The organism is Corynebacterium sp. HMSC11E11 (assembly GCF_001807025.1).
Lineage (GTDB): Bacteria > Actinomycetota > Actinomycetes > Mycobacteriales > Mycobacteriaceae > Corynebacterium > Corynebacterium freneyi.
Window position 1 is genome coordinate 1 of sequence record NZ_KV787118.1, and the last position, 15850, is coordinate 15850.

At 70.2% G+C, this 15850-nt stretch carries 16 protein-coding genes; 2 read left to right on the forward strand and 14 right to left on the reverse strand.

Translation table 11 applies throughout. The annotated features are described in order from the left end of the window. From HMPREF3121_RS03000 to HMPREF3121_RS03030, 7 genes are all read right to left on the reverse strand, one after another. The coding region (locus HMPREF3121_RS03000) for a ComF family protein (protein WP_371327311.1) at nt 1–373 on the reverse strand (373 nt) is incomplete at its 3' end. Nucleotides 374–383: 10 nt separating this feature from the next. Continuing rightward, nucleotides 384–2159: an LpqB family beta-propeller domain-containing protein gene (locus HMPREF3121_RS03005; protein ID WP_070519755.1), complete on the reverse strand. Its 1776-nt coding sequence runs from the start codon at nt 2157–2159 to the stop codon at nt 384–386. Next, nucleotides 2156–3829 (reverse strand): MtrAB system histidine kinase MtrB, encoded by a 1674-nt coding sequence (mtrB, locus tag HMPREF3121_RS03010; protein ID WP_070519757.1) that lies wholly within the window; start codon nt 3827–3829, stop codon nt 2156–2158. Before mtrB ends, HMPREF3121_RS03005 begins: the two co-directional genes overlap by 4 nt. Before the next feature lie 24 nt (nt 3830–3853). Then, complete coding sequence (mtrA, locus tag HMPREF3121_RS03015) at nt 3854–4528, reverse strand: MtrAB system response regulator MtrA (protein WP_070519759.1); 675 nt, start codon at nt 4526–4528, stop codon at nt 3854–3856. A 70-nt stretch (nt 4529–4598) separates the two neighbouring features. Beyond that, nucleotides 4599–5231 (reverse strand): dTMP kinase, encoded by a 633-nt coding sequence (locus HMPREF3121_RS03020; protein ID WP_070519760.1) that lies wholly within the window; start codon nt 5229–5231, stop codon nt 4599–4601. 35 nt (nt 5232–5266) lie between these two features. Continuing rightward, nucleotides 5267–6721: an adenosylhomocysteinase gene (gene ahcY, locus HMPREF3121_RS03025; RefSeq protein WP_070519762.1), complete on the reverse strand. Its 1455-nt coding sequence runs from the start codon at nt 6719–6721 to the stop codon at nt 5267–5269. An 85-nt stretch (nt 6722–6806) separates the two neighbouring features. Continuing rightward, nucleotides 6807–7172, reverse strand: coding sequence for a hypothetical protein (locus tag HMPREF3121_RS03030; RefSeq protein ID WP_070519764.1), 366 nt, complete (start codon nt 7170–7172; stop codon nt 6807–6809). Between the two features lie 259 nt (nt 7173–7431). On the opposite strand from HMPREF3121_RS03030, the gene HMPREF3121_RS03035 reads away from it, so the two are divergent. After that, complete coding sequence (locus HMPREF3121_RS03035; protein ID WP_070519766.1) at nt 7432–8118, forward strand: hypothetical protein; 687 nt, start codon at nt 7432–7434, stop codon at nt 8116–8118. A gap of 10 nt (nt 8119–8128) precedes the next feature. On the opposite strand, the gene manA is transcribed toward HMPREF3121_RS03035, so the two are convergent. From manA to HMPREF3121_RS03055, 4 genes are read right to left on the reverse strand one after another with little or no spacing between them, the layout of a single operon-like run. Then, nucleotides 8129–9319, reverse strand: coding sequence for a mannose-6-phosphate isomerase, class I (gene manA, locus HMPREF3121_RS03040; RefSeq protein WP_070519768.1), 1191 nt, complete (start codon nt 9317–9319; stop codon nt 8129–8131). Nucleotides 9320–9325: 6 nt separating this feature from the next. Next, nucleotides 9326–10321 (reverse strand): hypothetical protein, encoded by a 996-nt coding sequence (locus tag HMPREF3121_RS03045; RefSeq protein WP_141742949.1) that lies wholly within the window; start codon nt 10319–10321, stop codon nt 9326–9328. A gap of 24 nt (nt 10322–10345) precedes the next feature. After that, nucleotides 10346–11725, reverse strand: coding sequence for a phosphomannomutase/phosphoglucomutase (locus HMPREF3121_RS03050; RefSeq protein WP_070519772.1), 1380 nt, complete (start codon nt 11723–11725; stop codon nt 10346–10348). Between the two features lie 52 nt (nt 11726–11777). Then, complete coding sequence (locus HMPREF3121_RS03055) at nt 11778–12170, reverse strand: DUF3499 domain-containing protein (protein WP_035122927.1); 393 nt, start codon at nt 12168–12170, stop codon at nt 11778–11780. A gap of 152 nt (nt 12171–12322) precedes the next feature. On the opposite strand from HMPREF3121_RS03055, the gene HMPREF3121_RS03060 reads away from it, so the two are divergent. Beyond that, nucleotides 12323–12781 carry a metallopeptidase family protein gene (locus HMPREF3121_RS03060; protein ID WP_070519774.1) on the forward strand — a complete coding sequence of 153 codons (459 nt, stop codon included), beginning with the start codon at nt 12323–12325 and terminating at the stop codon, nt 12779–12781. A 90-nt stretch (nt 12782–12871) separates the two neighbouring features. On the opposite strand, the gene HMPREF3121_RS03065 is transcribed toward HMPREF3121_RS03060, so the two are convergent. The 3 genes from HMPREF3121_RS03065 to HMPREF3121_RS03075 form a co-directional block, all read right to left on the reverse strand. Then, the gene (locus HMPREF3121_RS03065) at nt 12872–13237 is read right to left on the reverse strand and encodes a WhiB family transcriptional regulator (protein WP_035122941.1); all 366 of its coding nucleotides are present in this window, start codon (nt 13235–13237) and stop codon (nt 12872–12874) included. 225 nt (nt 13238–13462) lie between these two features. Further along, nucleotides 13463–14575 carry a mannose-1-phosphate guanylyltransferase gene (locus HMPREF3121_RS03070; RefSeq protein ID WP_070519775.1) on the reverse strand — a complete coding sequence of 371 codons (1113 nt, stop codon included), beginning with the start codon at nt 14573–14575 and terminating at the stop codon, nt 13463–13465. Nucleotides 14576–14658: 83 nt separating this feature from the next. After that, the gene (locus HMPREF3121_RS03075; RefSeq protein WP_070519777.1) at nt 14659–15645 is read right to left on the reverse strand and encodes a glycosyltransferase family 2 protein; all 987 of its coding nucleotides are present in this window, start codon (nt 15643–15645) and stop codon (nt 14659–14661) included. Nucleotides 15646–15850 lie beyond the last annotated feature (205 nt).

The window sequence follows — 15850 nt, forward strand, 5'->3', positions numbered from 1 at the left end:
CGGCCGTCACCGGGTCCCCTCCCCGCCGCCGCGCCGCCGACGCCCGGGTGGGCGCCGGCACGAGCGTCATGGCCTCCTGCGCCGGATGCGGCACCTGGCCGTCGACCGCCAGTCTCAGCAGGGCCGCACCCACGACCGCGCCCATCACGTGCCGCGCCGAGGCGTCGCCAAGCTCCTTCGCCGCCAGCACCACCGCCCGCCTGGGCCCCGCGTACGGCCCGCACGACCACGTCGGGGCGGGCACGTGCACCTGCGGCGACACCCGCACCGGCGGCCGCGCGAACTCGCGGCGGCACTCGGCGCACGGCACCTCCGGCGCCCCGCACCCCGGGCACGCCCGCGGCACGACCAAGTCGGCCAACTCCCCCCACATGCCGGGGAGATTACTCCACGGGCACCGGGGCCGCCCGCCCCTGCACTCCCGGCACCGCACGCCAGAACTGGGCCTCGCCCTCGCCGGTGACCAGCTCCATCAGGGCGTTGTCGTCGAGCGCGTAAATCTTCGACGACGTCGCCGACACCACCGTCACCGGCGGACTGAGGTTGAGCTTCGGCAGCATGTAATTCACCGAACCATCCGGGTAGACCCGCCACATCGGGGACTCCTCGCCGTAGGCGCCCACGATGATCGTCGAGTTCGGCGCCCACGCCAGCGTCACCGGGGTCACCCCCTCCGACAGCGTCAGTTGGCGCGCGTTGACCAGGCGCCACGGCCCCGTGTCCGTCTGCACGATCGTGGCGATCCACACGTTACCGCCCGCGATCATGGCCACCTGCGTGCCCGACGGGTCGACGCGCAGCTCCGAAATGCCACCGTCGATCTCCGCGATGCCGGTCATGTCGATCTCCTCGACTGCCGGCACCGACGAGGAGTTGCCCACCAGCCGCATCACGCGTTCGCCGTCGACGACGGTCCACACCGACGCGGCATCCGGCGACCAGCTCGGGCGGGTGAGGCTCTGCGCGGTCAGCACCGTCTTCGGGTCATCGCCGGCGCGGCCCAGCAGCAGGGAGGATTCGCCCAAGCCGCCCCGGTCGACCCGGGACACGCCCGCGATGAGGCGGGTGCCCGCCTCGTCCACGCCGATGCTCGCCGACACGAGGACGTCGCCGCCCTCCGACGTCCACCCCGGCAACGCCCGGTCGCCGTCGTCGGTCACTTCCACGACGCCACCGGCCTCCACCGCGTGGAGCGGCACGCGGTCGCCCGGCCCCTTCGTCGGGTCGAGCGGGCGCAGCTCGTCGGAATCGCGGGTCCACGGGCCGGGGTGCGATTCGACGAGCGGTCCGTCTTCGTCCTCCAGCGTCCACGGGCCGCGAACGTCGGCCGACGACAGCGTCCACACGATCTGCGCCGCCAACAACCCGCGCAGGGTCTCGTCCAGATCGCCGAGGCCCGTCATCCGGATCACCCGGCCGGGCCCCTCCTCATGGGGACCGATCTCGATGGTCGCGTCCGGCGGCAGCGCCGTGGTCACGCCCGGCAACAGACGCGGGCGCGGTCCGCCGCGCATGGTGTGCAGCAGCTCCATGGCCGCGTCGTCGACGCCGCGGTAGATCCACCTGCGATCCGGCACGAGCTGGTTGCCCGACGGGTCGAGGAAGTACACGTTGCGGGGCGCATGGCTGTCCAGGAACGCCTGGCGCTCCAGCAGCACGCCGTCGGGCAGTTCGGCGATGCGCCACTGTCCCTCGTCGTTCATGCGGAGTTCGATGGAATCCTCGTACAGCGCCGACTGCGTCTCGTACGCGCCGCCGGGAGCCAGCGACCCGACGATGGTGGCGCGGGTGCCGAAACCGCGCACGTCCTCGTCCTCGCTGCCGTCGCCGATGACGTTGATGCCGTCGACGATCCACGTGGCCTCGTGCGGGTTCCATCGCTCGCGGGCCGCCTCGGTGAGGAAGGCCTTCGCCGCGGCGTAATCGTCGGTCGGGTGGGCCGACGCCGCGTAGAAGTCGCGCAGCACCAGGTCCGGCGCCGCGTCGGGTCGTGGCGTGGGCACCTCGACGTCGTGCGCCGGGGCTTCGAAGGTGCGGATCGCCTGGGGCGTGGTGTCGCCCGGCAGGGTCGTGCAACCGCCGAGCACCAGAGCGGCGGCGCTCACGGCGGCGACGATGGCCGTGCGGTTCCCGCGGGTCGTGCGTGGGCGGGGCGTCATGGCCGGTCTCCTTCCGCTTCCGTTTCCGGATCCGGTTTCGGTTCCGGTTCCCGCTTTGCGACGAGCGCGTCGAAAACCTCCGCCCGCGGAGCCGGTGCCGGCGCTCCGGGGACCTCCAGCGGAAGCGGTTCCGTGTCGACGGGTCCGCCGGGTTCCAGGGGCAGGCGCAGACGGAAGCAGCTGCCGATGCCGGGAACGCCGTGGGCCTCGAGCCGGCCGCCGTGGAGCAGCGCGTCCTCGCGGGCGATGGCCAGGCCCAGGCCCGTGCCGCCCGTGCGGCGTTCGCGCGAGGGGTCGGCGCGCCAGAAACGATTGAACACCAGCTCTTCCTGCTCGGGTTTGAGTCCCACTCCCCGGTCGGTGACGGTGCAGGCGACGACGTGGTCGTCGGCGCGTAACGCGATGATGACGGGGTTGCCCTCGGAGTGGTCGATGGCGTTGGCGATGAGGTTGCGCAGCACCCGCTCGATGCGTCGGGAATCGACGCTGGCCGGCACCGGTTCGTCCGGCATGTCGAGGATGATCTCGGTGCCCGATTCCTGAGCCACGACCTGCAGGGGCAGGTACGCGGCGTCGATGCATTGGCGCATGTCCACGCGCTCGGCGGACAGGTCGGCGACGCCGGCGTCGTGGCGGGAGATCTCCAGCAGGTCGGCGAGGAGCATCTCGAAGCGGTCGAGTTCGGCGATCATCAGCTCGGAGGCCCGCTGCGTGGCCGGGTCGAGATCCTCCGCGCCATCGGCGATGAGGTCGGCGGCCATGCGCACGGTGGTCAGCGGCGTGCGCAGCTCATGCGACACATCCGACGTGAACTGGCGCTGCAGGTCGCCGTACTCCTCGAGCTGGTGGATCTGCAGCGACAGCGACTCGGCCATCTTGTTGAAGCTCACCGCCAGGCGGGCCATCTCGTCCTCGCCTTCGACGGCCATGCGCTCGCGCAGGTGACCGGAGGCGAAACGCTCGGCGATGCGGGCCGCCGACCGGACGGGCCCGGTGACCTGATTGGCGAACAGCCACGTGATGCCCACCAGCAGCAACGTCATGACGACCGTCGCACCGGCGAACAGTCCGCGCACCAACGCCAGGGTCGATTCCTCCGCGGTGAGCGGCATGATCAGGTACAGCTCCAGGCCCTGCACGTCAGACGACGTCGGCGTGCCGATGACCAGCGCCGAATAACTCGACCCGTCGCGGGCCTCCATCACGGCGTACTGGTAGCTGACCTGCCCTTCCTGGATGAAGGGCCGCAACTGCACCGGCACGTATCCGTCGACGGGCGACCGGATCGCGTCGTCGTTGCCGCCGGGGGCGATGAGCACGGCATCGTAGACCGTCGCCGACCCCGTCGACGTGCCCGACTGACGATCGGCGAGGGCCTCGCGGCCGGCGTTGAGCTTGGCCTGCACGCCGTCGGCGCCCGACGCCGCGATGGTCTGCTCGACGACGACGCGGGCGCGATCGATCTCCTCGTTGGCGACGTTGAACTTCGCGTCGAGAAGCCGCTGCGCCACGATGGACACCAGGGCGAAACCGAGCATGCCGACGACGAGCACCGACACGACCATCACGGACGTGACCACCCGCACCTGCAGCGACGTGCGCCACGAACGCAGGATGCGCTTCCAAGCCCGTCCCAGCCAGTCCCCCGGCTTCCACCAGCCTTCCGCCATCGGTTCCCTTCTGCCCGCCGCGCGCTATTCGCCGGTCTTGTAGCCGACGCCCCGGACCGTCAGCACGATGCGCGGGTTCTCCGGATCCACCTCGATCTTCGAGCGCAGGCGCTGGACGTGGACGTTGACCAGGCGCGTGTCGGAGGAATGACGGTACCCCCACACCTTCTCCAGCAGCTCCTCGCGGCTGAACACCTGCTTCGGGCGCTGGGCCAGCGCCAGGAGCAGATCGAACTCCAGCGGGGTCAGCGCGATCTCGCGGCCGTCGCGGGACACCGCGTGGCCGGGGACGTCGATGACCAGGTCACCGACCTCGATGACCTCGCCGGGTTCCTCGTCCTGGCGGCGCAGGCGGGCGCGGACGCGGGCGACGAGCTCCTTCGGCTTGAACGGCTTGGTCACGTAGTCGTCGGCGCCCGACTCCAGGCCCAGCACGACGTCGACCGTGTCGGTCTTCGCGGTGAGCATGATGATCGGCACCGAGCTTTCCTCGCGGACGCTGCGGCAGACGTCGACGCCGCCCATGCCGGGCAGCATCAGGTCCAGGAGGATCAGGTCCGGGTTCTCACGCGACGCGGCCTCCACCGCTTCCAGTCCATCCCCGACGACCACCGTGTCGAAGCCCTCCCGCTGGAGGACCATGGTCAGCATTTCGGCGATGGCGGGGTCGTCGTCGACGACCAGGATTTTGGCGCTCATGCACCCCATCCTATCCGTCCCGGCACCGCTGCCGTCCACCCTGGCCCGGCCGCGGCCCACCGCTGCTCGGCTACCGCCCGATATCGTCGAGGACTCGTGCCGCCAACTCCTCGGCGCAATCCCCCGCCACGTGCCACGGCGACGCCCACGACTCCGCCGCCAAATCGGCGTACGCCGCGGCGACGCGGCTCTGCAACCCGCCGTCGCGCTCGTAGGCGTCGCGGGTGCGGGACACGTCGGCGGCCTCGCGGTGCTTCGCCCGGCGCGCCGCCTCCGCCACGCCCGTACCCAGGTGCACCTGCAGATCCGGCACCGGCATCCCGTGCTTGCCGAACTCCTGCTCGTACACCCACTCCACGATCGCCCGGTCGCCGGTGCGCCCCCACGAATAGGCCGCGTTGGAGGCGACGTACCGGTCCAGGATCAACACGTCGGCCGACTCCGCCGCCGCGATCACCTCGTCGCGCATGTCCCTGCGGTCCAGCGCGAACAGCAGCGCCATGGCCCACGCCGACTCGGCGACGTCCCCGAGCCGACCATGCAGGGCGTCATCGGCGAAATCGGCGAAAGGCGTGCGACCGTACGCGGGAAAACCGAGCTTTGCGACGCTCACGCCGGCGTCGTCAAGCCTGCTTTCCAGGGCACGCGACAACGTGTTCTTGCCGGCCCCGTCGATGCCCTCGACCGCGACGATGTACCCCATCACCGATGACTTCCCCGACCCATGACTTCCCCGACCTAGTAGCGGTAGTGCTCGGGCTTGTACGGGCCCTCGACGTCGACGCCGATGTACTCCGCCTGCTCCTTGGTCAGGGTCGTCAGCGAACCGCCCAACGCCTCCACGTGGATGCGCGCCACCTTCTCGTCGAGGATCTTCGGCAGGCGGTACACCTCGTTGCCGTACTCGTCGCCCCGGGTGAACAGCTCGATCTGCGCGATCGTCTGATCCGCGAAGGACGTCGACATGACGAACGACGGGTGCCCCGTCGCGTTGCCCAGGTTGAGCAGGCGCCCCTCCGACAGGACGATGAGCGACTTGACCTCGCCGTCCTCGTGCTCGAAACGGTACTCGGCGACCTGCGGCTTGATCTCGATGCGCTCGACGTCGTCGCGGTGATGCAGCGAATGCATGTCGATCTCGTTGTCGAAGTGGCCGATGTTGCCCAGCACCGCGTGATCCTTCATCTTGCGCATGTGCCCGAAGGTGATGATGCCCATGTTTCCGGTCGCCGTGATGACCACGTCGGCGTCGCCGATCGCCTCCTCGACCGTGACCACCGGGAAACCGTCCATCAGCGCCTGCAGCGCGTTGATCGGGTCCACCTCGGTGACCCGCACCCGCGCACCCTGGCCGGCCAGCGCCTCCGCCGACCCCTTGCCCACGTCGCCGTAACCGCACACCAGGACGTTCTTGCCGCCCAGCAGCATGTCCGTGCCGCGGTTGAGGCCGTCGAGCAGGGAATGGCGGGTGCCGTACTTGTTGTCGAACTTCGACTTCGTGACGGCGTCGTTGACGTTCATCGCCGGGAAGGGCAGCACGCCCTCCTCCGCGAAGTGGTACAGGCGGTGGACGCCCGTCGTGGTTTCCTCGGTGACGCCCTTGACCGCCTCGGCGACGCGGGTCCACAGATCCGGCTTCTTCGCCAGCACGCGGCGCAGCATCTCCTTGAAGGCCACGAACTCGTCGGAGTCGTCGTCCTCCACCGGCGGAACCACGCCCGCCTCCTCGTACTGGCGGCCGCGGATGACCGCCATCGTGGCGTCGCCGCCGTCGTCGAGGATCATGTTCGGCAGCTCGTCGCCCCAATCGAAGATGCGCTCCAGGCACCACCAGTACTCGTCGAGGGTCTCGCCCTTCCACGCGAACACCGGCACGCCCTTCGGATCCTCCGGGGTACCCTCCGGGCCGACGACGACCGCCGCGGCGGCCTCGTCCTGCGTCGAGAAGATGTTGCACGACGCCCAGCGGACCTCGGCGCCCAAGGCGACCAGGGTCTCGATGAGCACCGCCGTCTGAACCGTCATGTGGATGGAACCGGCGATGCGGGCGCCGGCCAGCGGCTGCTCCTCGCGGTACTCCTCCCGCAGGGCCATCAGGCCCGGCATCTCGTGTTCCGCCAGGCGAATCTGGTGGCGACCCGCCTCCGCGAGCGAGATATCGGCGACCTTGTGCTCGATGACAGTCTGGGACATGCGACCTCTTCCGTGTTCCGTGTGCGCGACGTGTTCCGCTGCGCTGTCAGGGCATCATGCAGCGCAACATGCAATGCTCACCAGGCTAGTTGACGGCCTCGGCGAAATCCTCGACGGCCTCCTGCTCGTCTTCGGGCAAACCGGGGACCAAAACGTCGAACGTCTCCGCCGCCGCCTCGCGCAGCTCCTCCGGACACGAGCCGATGCCCTCGCGAATGAACGGGTACTCGTCGACGAGCTGGCCCGCGCTGAACGGCGCACCCGACCAGATCGCCGCGACGGTGGCGGCGCCGAGACCCGCGCGGGCCTCGTCGTCGTCCGCGTCCCCGGCGGCCAGGCGGCAGGCGTCGAGCAAGGCGCCGGACAGATCGTCGTCCTCGAGGACGGACACCTCCTCGAGCAGGTCGGTGACGGCGTCGCTGCTGAAGATGATGGAATCCCACGTGGACATTGGCGCTTCTCCTTCGGGTGCCGGAACGGGATCTCGCCGCGATCCCCCTCATACCCCGATGTTCTACCCCACGACGTGGCGCGGGGGCGACAGTTGTCCTTCCGGGAACCTCGCGAAGGGCCCCGACCACCCCCTCCGGTCCCCTTTCCAGAAGATAACGAGTGTGTTAAGTTAACCGCCAAAACGGTGATCGAATCTTTATCTGCAGCGCAGCCACCGGGTTCGAAACCGTCGACACCACGGAAGGGAGACGGGGATCATGCGCATCAGAACCGCAGGCCTGGCGATCGCCGCCATCATGGCCGCCGCCACCGCAGGGTGCGCCGGCGCCTCGGCGATCGACGGCCCCAACCCCGCCGAACCCGACCAGGAGCACCTGCCCCGCGTCGCCGACGACTCGGAGCTCGGCGAAGACCCCTCCTCGAACTCCGCCTCCACCCAGGCGCCCGACCGCGCCACCACCGTCGTGCCGACGCCGTCGCGTCCCGGCCGCGGCAATGCCGCCGAAGACCCGTACCTGCCGCCCCGCGCCGTGATCCCCGCGCCCACGGGCACCCCGGACGTTCCCCCTCCGCCGTCGTCGCCGACGACGCCCCCGATCGAATCGTCGACCACCCCCTCGGAGACCCCCGAGTCCACCACGCCGACGCTCCCGACGCTGCCCACCCCGGAGCGCCCGAAGCCGCTGCTGCCTCCGGACGGCGACTCGGCCGGCTCCCTCTGGCCCTTCGACGAGCCGGAGAAGCCGGAGGATCCGGAAAATCGCGGAAAGCCGGAGAAGCCGAACAAGGGCACCGACACGGCGCAGAACGGGACGAACGGCACCTCCGGGGCAAACGACGCCCCCACCAAGCCCGACACCACCGCCGCCGACGACGCGGACAAGGGCACGAACGCCACCGGAGCCACGGCCAACGGCTCCGACCGGGCGGATCGGGAAGACTAGGCGCCCGGTTTTACGCAGGCACCGAGGCCACGAACGCCTCGACCGGCGCGCCGCCGACCGACCGCAGCACGCGGTCCGTCTCGCACGCCGGCACCCACGCCGCCCCACCCGGGGACAGGCGCACCTCGCCGGACCGCGACGACACCTCGGCGGCGCCCTCCACGACGAGGACGATGGCCGCACCCGTCGTGGGCACCGCCACCGAATCCCCCGCCGGGATGCTGACCCGCGTCAGACGGAATTCGGCGGCGGCGGTCGGGTACGTCGACACCGCACCGTCGACGATCGGACGGACGACCGGATCCACCGCCGGAGAGAAATTCAACACCCGCAGCAATTCCACGACGTCGACGTGCTTCGACGTCAAACCGCCGCGCAACACGTTGTCGGAATTGGCCATGATCTCCACGCCCATGCCCGACAGGTACGCGTGCAGCTGTCCCGCGCCGAGGTAAATGCCCTCGCCGGGCTCCAGGGTGATGCGGTTGAGCAGCATCGACGCCAGCACGCCCGGATCACCCGGGTACCGCGCCGCGATGTCGGCGGTCGTCGCGGCAACCTGGCCGACCCAACCGTCGCCCTCGTACGCGGCGCACGCGGCGCGCACCGCCTCGACCAGATCGCCCAACACCCGGCTGGGCAGGGTGAGCCACGTCGTGAACAACGCACGCAGCCCCTCTTCGGCGGACGGCGCATCGAGCAGCACCGTGTAGTGGCCGAGTTCCGGGATGGCCAGCTCGTCGAAAAGCTCCCGGGTCCGTTCCACCGGCCGGAAACCGGCCAACGCCTCGAACCGGGTCAGCGCGACGATGAGCTCCGGCTTGTGGTTCGCATCGCGGTAATTGCGGTGCGGAGCCGTCGGCGCGATGCCGAGCTCGTTCTCCGCCGCATACCCGGCCTTCGCCTGCTCCAGCGTCGGATGCGCCTGCAGCGACAGGGGCTCGGCGGCGGCGAGGATCTTCAACAAAAACGGCAGCGTACCGTCCGCCATGCCCGCGGCCAGGCCCAGCGCGGCATCGGGGTCATCGGCGATGACCTCCGTCAACGGCCGCCCCGCCACCGGCGACGGAGCCAACGGATGCGCCCCGAACCAGGCCTCCGCCTGCGGCCGCGCCGACGGCGACTCCTGCCCCATGAGCTCGGCGATCAACGTCCGCGACCCCCACGGGTACGACTGCATGACCGCATCGATGCGCTCCATCGGGCGTCATCCCTCCTCAGGTACATAAGCCGCCGCCGCAGCCACGCGGGCCGCGGTGACGCAGACGTCCACCAACGGATGGCGGACCTCGACCTCCTCGGCGGGGCATTCCACGCGGGCCCACTCGAAGGGCTCCAGACGCGCACGAACGGCCGGCGCGTCGGCCGGGGAAGTCACGGCAATGACGCTCAAGGGTAACATCCGGCCTCCGTCGACCGGACCATCGATCAGCGGGTCATGGAAGAGATCGTCGAGCGCGGCCGCCGGCGACGGAGCCAACGCCCCCGACGCGCGCAGCATGTCCGACACCGTCGTGCCATGCGCCGGCAACCCCGCATCGAGCAACCACGCCGCCGCGAGCTCCGCCACCGTGCGCCACACGTCGCCCTCTCCGGCGACGACGACCGAATGCCCGCGCATCCACTCCGCCCACTGGCGGGCCGGATTGACCAGCAGATCACGATCCGGGGCGCAGGCGACGGCCTCCGCATCCACGGCATCGGCGACGTCGTCGAGCACCGCCGCCGGCCCCAACGCGGTGACCCGGGCCGCGGTGAGCGCACCCAGCACCGCCCCCACGTACCCGCAAAACGACCCCACCGCCGACATCGCGGGGCGGGGCACCACGACCGTGCGCGGCGACGCCGCCGCCCGCACCGGCCCCTCCCCCGGATCGACGAGCACCGTCGCCGCGCCGCGCCGATCCGCCTCCGCGAGCACCTCGGCGATGGGGTCGCCCGGATCGTCGGTGAGCACGAACACCAAATCCAGCGCCCCCACGAACCGCGGCAACGACCGGGCGATGGTGATCGGCGCCCGCGCATCGGCGGCCAACGCGATGACCGCTTCCGCCGCCAGCCTGGCCCGCGACTCGTTGGTGATCAACACGACCGCGCGGGGTTCCGGCAGACCGTCGAAAAGCCCATCGGCGGCGGCCGACGCCGCGGCGCGGAGGTGCGCCCCCTCGGCGGCGGCGGTCAACGTCAGACTATGCGGATCCATGCCCCCAGCATGCCGGAAAACGGGTCAGGAGCGGATGATCGACAGCACCTCGTCGACGATCGCGTCGACCTCCTCGCGCGTCGGGGCCTCGACGTTGAGGCGCAGCAGCGGCTCCGTGTTGGAGGCCCGGACGTTGAACCAGGCCTTCGAATCCTTCAGGCCGATGGTCAGGCCGTCGACCCAGTCATGCTCGCGGGTGCGGGCGGCGAAGACCTCGGAGATCTTCTCCTGCTTCTCCAGCTGCTCCGCGGCCGACCCCAGACGGGAGTTGATCTCGCCGGACTGCTCGTAGCGGTCGAACTCCGCCATGAACTCGCTCAGCGGCTTGTCCTGCTCCGCCAACGCCGCCAGAACGTGCAGGGCGGCGAGCATGCCGGAGTCGGCGTTCCAAAACTCGCGGAAGTAGTAGTGCGCGGAATGCTCGCCACCGAAGACGGCGGAGGTCTCCGCCATCCGCGCCTTGATGAACGAATGGCCCACGCGGGTGCGCACGGGGATGCCGCCGGCCTCGATGATCATCTCCGGAACGACGGCCGAGGTGATCAGGTTGTGGATGATCACCGCCCCCGGATCGTCGGCGAGGTACCGGGTGGCGATGAGCGCGCAAATCGCCGACGGCGACACCGGGTCGCCCTTCTCGTCGACGACGAAGCAGCGGTCGGCGTCGCCGTCGAAGGCCAGGCCGATGTCCGCGCCCTGCTCGACGGTGAACTTCTGCAGATCCACCAGGTTCGCCGGTTCCAGCGGGTTGGCCTCGTGGTTGGGGAAGTTGCCGTCGAGCTCGAAGTACAGGTCGCGGACGTCGCACACGTCGCCGAGGACGGCCGGGGCGGTCAGGCCCGCCATGCCGTTGCCCGCGTCGACGGCGACGGTGAGCTTCCGGCCGGAGTCCAGGTCGACCAGGCCGCGCAGGAAGTCGGCGTAACCGGCCAGTACGTCGCGCTCGGAGATCTCGCCGGCCTCGCCGTCGTAGTCCGGCACCCCCGTCACCAGCAGGTCCTTGATTTCGCCGAGGCCGGATTCCTGGCCCACGGGGCGCGCGCCGGCGCGGCACAGCTTGATGCCGTTGTACTCGGCCGGGTTGTGCGACGCGGTGAACATCGCTCCGGGGCAGTCGAGGGTGCCGGAGGCGTAGTACAGCTCGTCGGTCGAGGTCAGCCCGAGCATGACCACGTCGACGCCCTGCCCCGCCGCGCCTTCCGCGAACGCGCGGGACAGTCCAGGGGAGGAGTCGCGCATGTCGTGCCCGACGGCGATGCGCTGCGCCCCCTCGCGGCGCATCAGCAGACCGAAGGCCGCTCCGGCGTCGCGCATGAGTTCTTCGTCGATGCCCTCGCCCACCACGCCGCGAACGTCGTAAGCCTTGATCACGGCGTCGATGGCCGCCCGGCTGCGCTTGGTCACTTGTGCCGTCCTCGCTCCTTGTTCGATTCTCCGTCGGAGCGGAATGTTACCCCTACTCGTCGTCGGGGTCCGGCACCACGTGCAAGTGGGTGCGCGCGGAGCGGCGCGAAGGGTGGCGGGCCGGGTCGACCTGCGACCAGCGGGGCTCGCCTTCGTCGCGCAGGACGAGGCCGGTGGCCTGGCGTCCGGCTTCGCGGACGGCCTCGGCCAGGGCGGTGAGGTCGTCGTCATCGGCGTGTTCGCCGGGGAGGTCGTAGCGCACCAGCTCCCAGCCGAGCGGTGCTGTGATGGACTGCGCGTGTCGTTCGCACAGGTCCCAGCTGTGGGGCTCGCTGGCGGCGGCCAGCGGCCCGACGACGGCGGTGGACTCGGAATAGGCGTAGGTCAGGGTGGCGATGGCGGGCTTGCCGCACCCCGGCCTGCAGCAGCGGCGGAATTGACTCACGCCCGAAAGTCTAGACCCTGGGTTGAGGTTCAGGTAGCCGAGGCCCCGGATTTCCCGTTTCGCGGGGCTTTTCGGGGCGTTGCGTGGCTTTGCGACGGCCCGCCGGAGCGCCTTCGACCCGCTTGCCCACGGCGGCCATAGACTTGGCGCCCATGAACGTCTCCCGTCGCATCGAGCGCCGCGGCCGCGGCCCGCGCGGCCCCCTCCTCCCACCGGAGGTCCCGCGGTGGCGCAGCCGCAGCGAGGCGTTCGACCAGGCCGTGCTCGACGCCTACGCGCCCATCGAGGCCCGGTGGCACGATCAGCTCATCCACCTCGACATCGCCGTCGACACCGTGCCGCTCATGCACCTCCACCCCGGCGCCCTGCTTCCCGACGAAATCGCCGCCGACGGGCCGATCCCCCTCGGCAGGCTCATCCCCGCCGGGGTGGACCGCCTGGGCCGTCCGACGCGCCCCCGCATCGTGGTGTTCCGCCGGCCCGTCGAAAAGCGCGCGCCGACGCCCGCCGACCTGAACGACGTGCTTCGCAACGTCCTCGCCCGCCTCGTCGCGGTGCACCTCAACGTCGCCCCCTCCGTCGTCGACCCGGGGTACGACGACAACTTCTAAGGGGCAGCCGAGTTCCGGAGGCGAGCCGTCCGAAAGTCCGCGTACGAAAAAAGACCCGGCGAACACCGGGTCTTCTTGGCGGATTCGCGCCTAACCGATCTGCTTCTTCAGGCGGCGGCGCTCACGCTCGGACAGGCCGCCCCAGATGCCGAAGCGCTCGTCGTTGGCGAGGGCGAACTCGAGGCACTCGTCGCGTACGCCGCAGGCGCGGCAGATGCGCTTGGCTTCGCGGGTGGAGCCGCCCTTCTCGGGGAAGAACGCCTCGGGATCGGTCTGGGCGCACAGCGCCTGCTCCTGCCAATCCTCGTCGACCGCGTCAAACAGCCCGGTCAGGTCGTCGGCCCAATCCACCAACGGGCGGGGTTGCTCGACTGCCGTCGTTTCGTGCACCTGGGACTCCCCCACGCTCGAATCCCGTCCCACGGCACGTCCGCCGAACACGGTGGATTCATCCATGCGGGCCTCCTGCCAGGTCAACGGGGTGGAAATTCGGTCTGGCGACGCGGGCCCGGCTCGGGTCCTCCCGCAATCACACACTTGTGATTACACACGTGAAACCCCATGAAGGTCAAGCGGTCGGGATAATTCACCGCGAAAACTCAGGAAGCGCCCTGGAGCCGGTCCCCCCGGCGTGGGGGATGAAGCCCGGGTTGAGACTTCACCCCCGTTCAGTGATCCGCGTCACACATCGGTGGAGAAACGCACTCCACCGTCGGGAAGCACGACCCCGGGCCACACTCGGGCCCCGGAAATGAGCTCGCAACGCGCTCCGACGTCGGCACCTTCGCCGATGACCGCGTCGCGGATGACGCACCGGGGCCCGATCGTCGCGCCGGCCGCGATGATGGACCGCTCGATCACCGCACCCGCGCCGATCTTCGCACCGTCGAACACGACCGTCTGGTCCAGACGCGCTCCGGCCCCGATCTCGGCGCCGCGGCCGACGACTGTGCCGCCGTACAGCAGCGCCCCACCGCCGAGGGAGGCGGAATCGTCGACGAGCGACTCGCCGTGACGCCCCTGCAGCAGCGGCGACGGCGCAATGCCGCGCACCAGGTCCGACGACCCGCGCACGAAGTCCGCCGGGGTGCCCATGTCACGCCAGTACGCGTAGTCGACGTACCCGTACACCCGGCGCCCGTTGTCCAGCAGCGAGGGGAAGATCTCGCGCTCGACGCTGATGGCGCGGCCGGCGGGGATCTTCCCGATGAGGTCACGTCGGAACACGTAGCAGCCGGCGTTGATCTGGTCGGTCGGCGGATCCTGGGTCTTTTCCAGGAACTCCAGGACACGACCGTCGTCGTCGGTGGGGACGCATCCGAAGGCGCGCGGGTCCGGGACGCGGACCAGGTGCATGGTCACGTCGGCGTTCTTCTCGGCGTGGGTCGCCAGAATCGCCCGCAGGTCCGTGCCGCCGAGCACGTCGCCGTTGAACACCATGACGGTGTCGTGCCGCAGGCGATCGTAGACGTTGCGGATGCCGCCGCCGGTGCCCAGCGGCTCGTCCTCCACCACGTACTCGATCTCGAGGCCCAGGTCGGAGCCGTCGCCGAAGTGCTCCTCGAACACTTCCGCCTTGTACGACGTCCCCAGCACCACGTGCGTCATGCCGGCCGCCTTGATGCGCCCGAGCAGGTGCTCCAGGAACGGCACGCCGGCGGTGGGCAGCATCGGCTTCGGGGTGCCGACGGTCAGCGGCCGCAGGCGAGTGCCCTGCCCGCCGACGAGGATCACCGCGTCGGTGTTCGCCGCCAGTTCGGCCGCGTCCGTGGTGGACGTGTCATGGGTGGTCATGGTTGAAGGATTCCTCCCGGGTTTCGCTTTACGACGGTCGTCGCAAAGCAATCATGTGTGCCGACGCTCGAGGTGCCTGGGGGTCACCCGGCCTCCGCGCTCGCCTGCAGCTCTGCCTTCTGCCTACGCTTCTTCACGGCCAAAATGATGGTGCCACGCAGCGAGAGGCCGATTTTCAGCGCCCACCGCACCGGCGCCAGCCAGGGGCCGGGCAGACGGTCGGACATGAATCGGTAGGCCGAATCGTGGTGCGCGCGGACCGTGATCTCCGGGTGCGACGACGCCGAATGCCCCTGCGCATGGCGGATCACCGCGCCGGGGCAGAAGATGTTGCGCCAGCCCGCCCGGCCGAGGCGGTCGCCGAGGTCGACGTCCTCCATGTACATGAAGTAGCGGTCGTCGAAACCCCCGATGGAGTCGAAGGCGTCCCACTTCAGCAGCAGGCAGGAGCCCGACAGCCAGCCGGCGTCGCGTTCGCGGGACATGTCGGCGTCGTCGCGGTAGCGGCGGGAAAACGGATTCGACGGCCAGATGTCCGCCAGCAACGCGTGGCCGATGCCGCCGACCAGGTCCGGCACCGCCCGGGCCGAGGGGTAGGCGGAGCCGTCGGCCTCGCGGATGAGCGGGCCGATGGCGCCGGCGCGGGGATTGCGGGCCGCGCAGGCAAGCATCGCGTCGATGGCTCCGTCGTCGAAGATGACGTCGGGGTTGACCAACAGCACGTAGTCGCCGCGGATGCGGCCGGCGTCGCGCATCTTCGCCAGTTCGGCGATGCCGATGTTCGCGGCTTTGCCGTAGCCGAGGTTGCCGCCGGTGGGCAGGAAGATCGCATCGTTGACGCCGCCGGTGCGGCCTTCTTCTTCGGCGCGGTCAACCTCGGCTTCGGGGGCGCCGTCCTTGGAGCCGTTGTCGGCCATGATCAAGACGGTGCCGGCGGTTGTCGCCCCGGGCAGCGAGTCGACGAGCGCCCGGAGGTGCTCGCCGGGCGAGTACGTGACGGTGACGACGCCCAGGGGCAGGCCGGACTCCGCGCCCGCCCCGGAATCCGCCCGGTTCGTCGTCTCGTTCACGCCGTCACGTCCTTCGCTTCGCCTGGATTGATTGGATTCGGCCTGCCTTGGCCGACTTTCTTCGCATAAACACTAGGACACCACCCGTCCGGTTCCACCCCGCCACTCCGGCAGGGTGTTCCGCCTCGACGGGCCGCGGGATTGGGCTCACCGTTGATCGGGTTTCGTTCAAGCGGCCTGCCCTCAGGACTGGATGCGCTGGAAG

What these genes read in the sequence shown, in the direction of transcription:
- HMPREF3121_RS03030 (WP_070519764.1), bottom strand. Translation starts at nt 7,172, where the DNA reads ATGTCCACGTGGGATTCCATCATCTTCAGCAGCGACGCCGTCACCGAC.
- HMPREF3121_RS03065 (WP_035122941.1), bottom strand. Translation starts at nt 13,237, where the DNA reads ATGGATGAATCCACCGTGTTCGGCGGACGTGCCGTGGGACGGGATTCG.
- HMPREF3121_RS03035 (WP_070519766.1), top strand. Translation starts at nt 7,432, where the DNA reads ATGCGCATCAGAACCGCAGGCCTGGCGATCGCCGCCATCATGGCCGCC.
- HMPREF3121_RS03005 (WP_070519755.1), bottom strand. Translation starts at nt 2,159, where the DNA reads ATGACGCCCCGCCCACGCACGACCCGCGGGAACCGCACGGCCATCGTC.
- HMPREF3121_RS03060 (WP_070519774.1), top strand. Translation starts at nt 12,323, where the DNA reads ATGAACGTCTCCCGTCGCATCGAGCGCCGCGGCCGCGGCCCGCGCGGC.
- HMPREF3121_RS03045 (WP_141742949.1), bottom strand. Translation starts at nt 10,321, where the DNA reads ATGGATCCGCATAGTCTGACGTTGACCGCCGCCGCCGAGGGGGCGCAC.
- HMPREF3121_RS03020 (WP_070519760.1), bottom strand. Translation starts at nt 5,231, where the DNA reads ATGGGGTACATCGTCGCGGTCGAGGGCATCGACGGGGCCGGCAAGAAC.
- mtrA (WP_070519759.1), bottom strand. Translation starts at nt 4,528, where the DNA reads ATGAGCGCCAAAATCCTGGTCGTCGACGACGACCCCGCCATCGCCGAA.
- ahcY (WP_070519762.1), bottom strand. Translation starts at nt 6,721, where the DNA reads ATGTCCCAGACTGTCATCGAGCACAAGGTCGCCGATATCTCGCTCGCG.
- mtrB (WP_070519757.1), bottom strand. Translation starts at nt 3,829, where the DNA reads ATGGCGGAAGGCTGGTGGAAGCCGGGGGACTGGCTGGGACGGGCTTGG.
- HMPREF3121_RS03070 (WP_070519775.1), bottom strand. Translation starts at nt 14,575, where the DNA reads ATGACCACCCATGACACGTCCACCACGGACGCGGCCGAACTGGCGGCG.
- manA (WP_070519768.1), bottom strand. Translation starts at nt 9,319, where the DNA reads ATGGAGCGCATCGATGCGGTCATGCAGTCGTACCCGTGGGGGTCGCGG.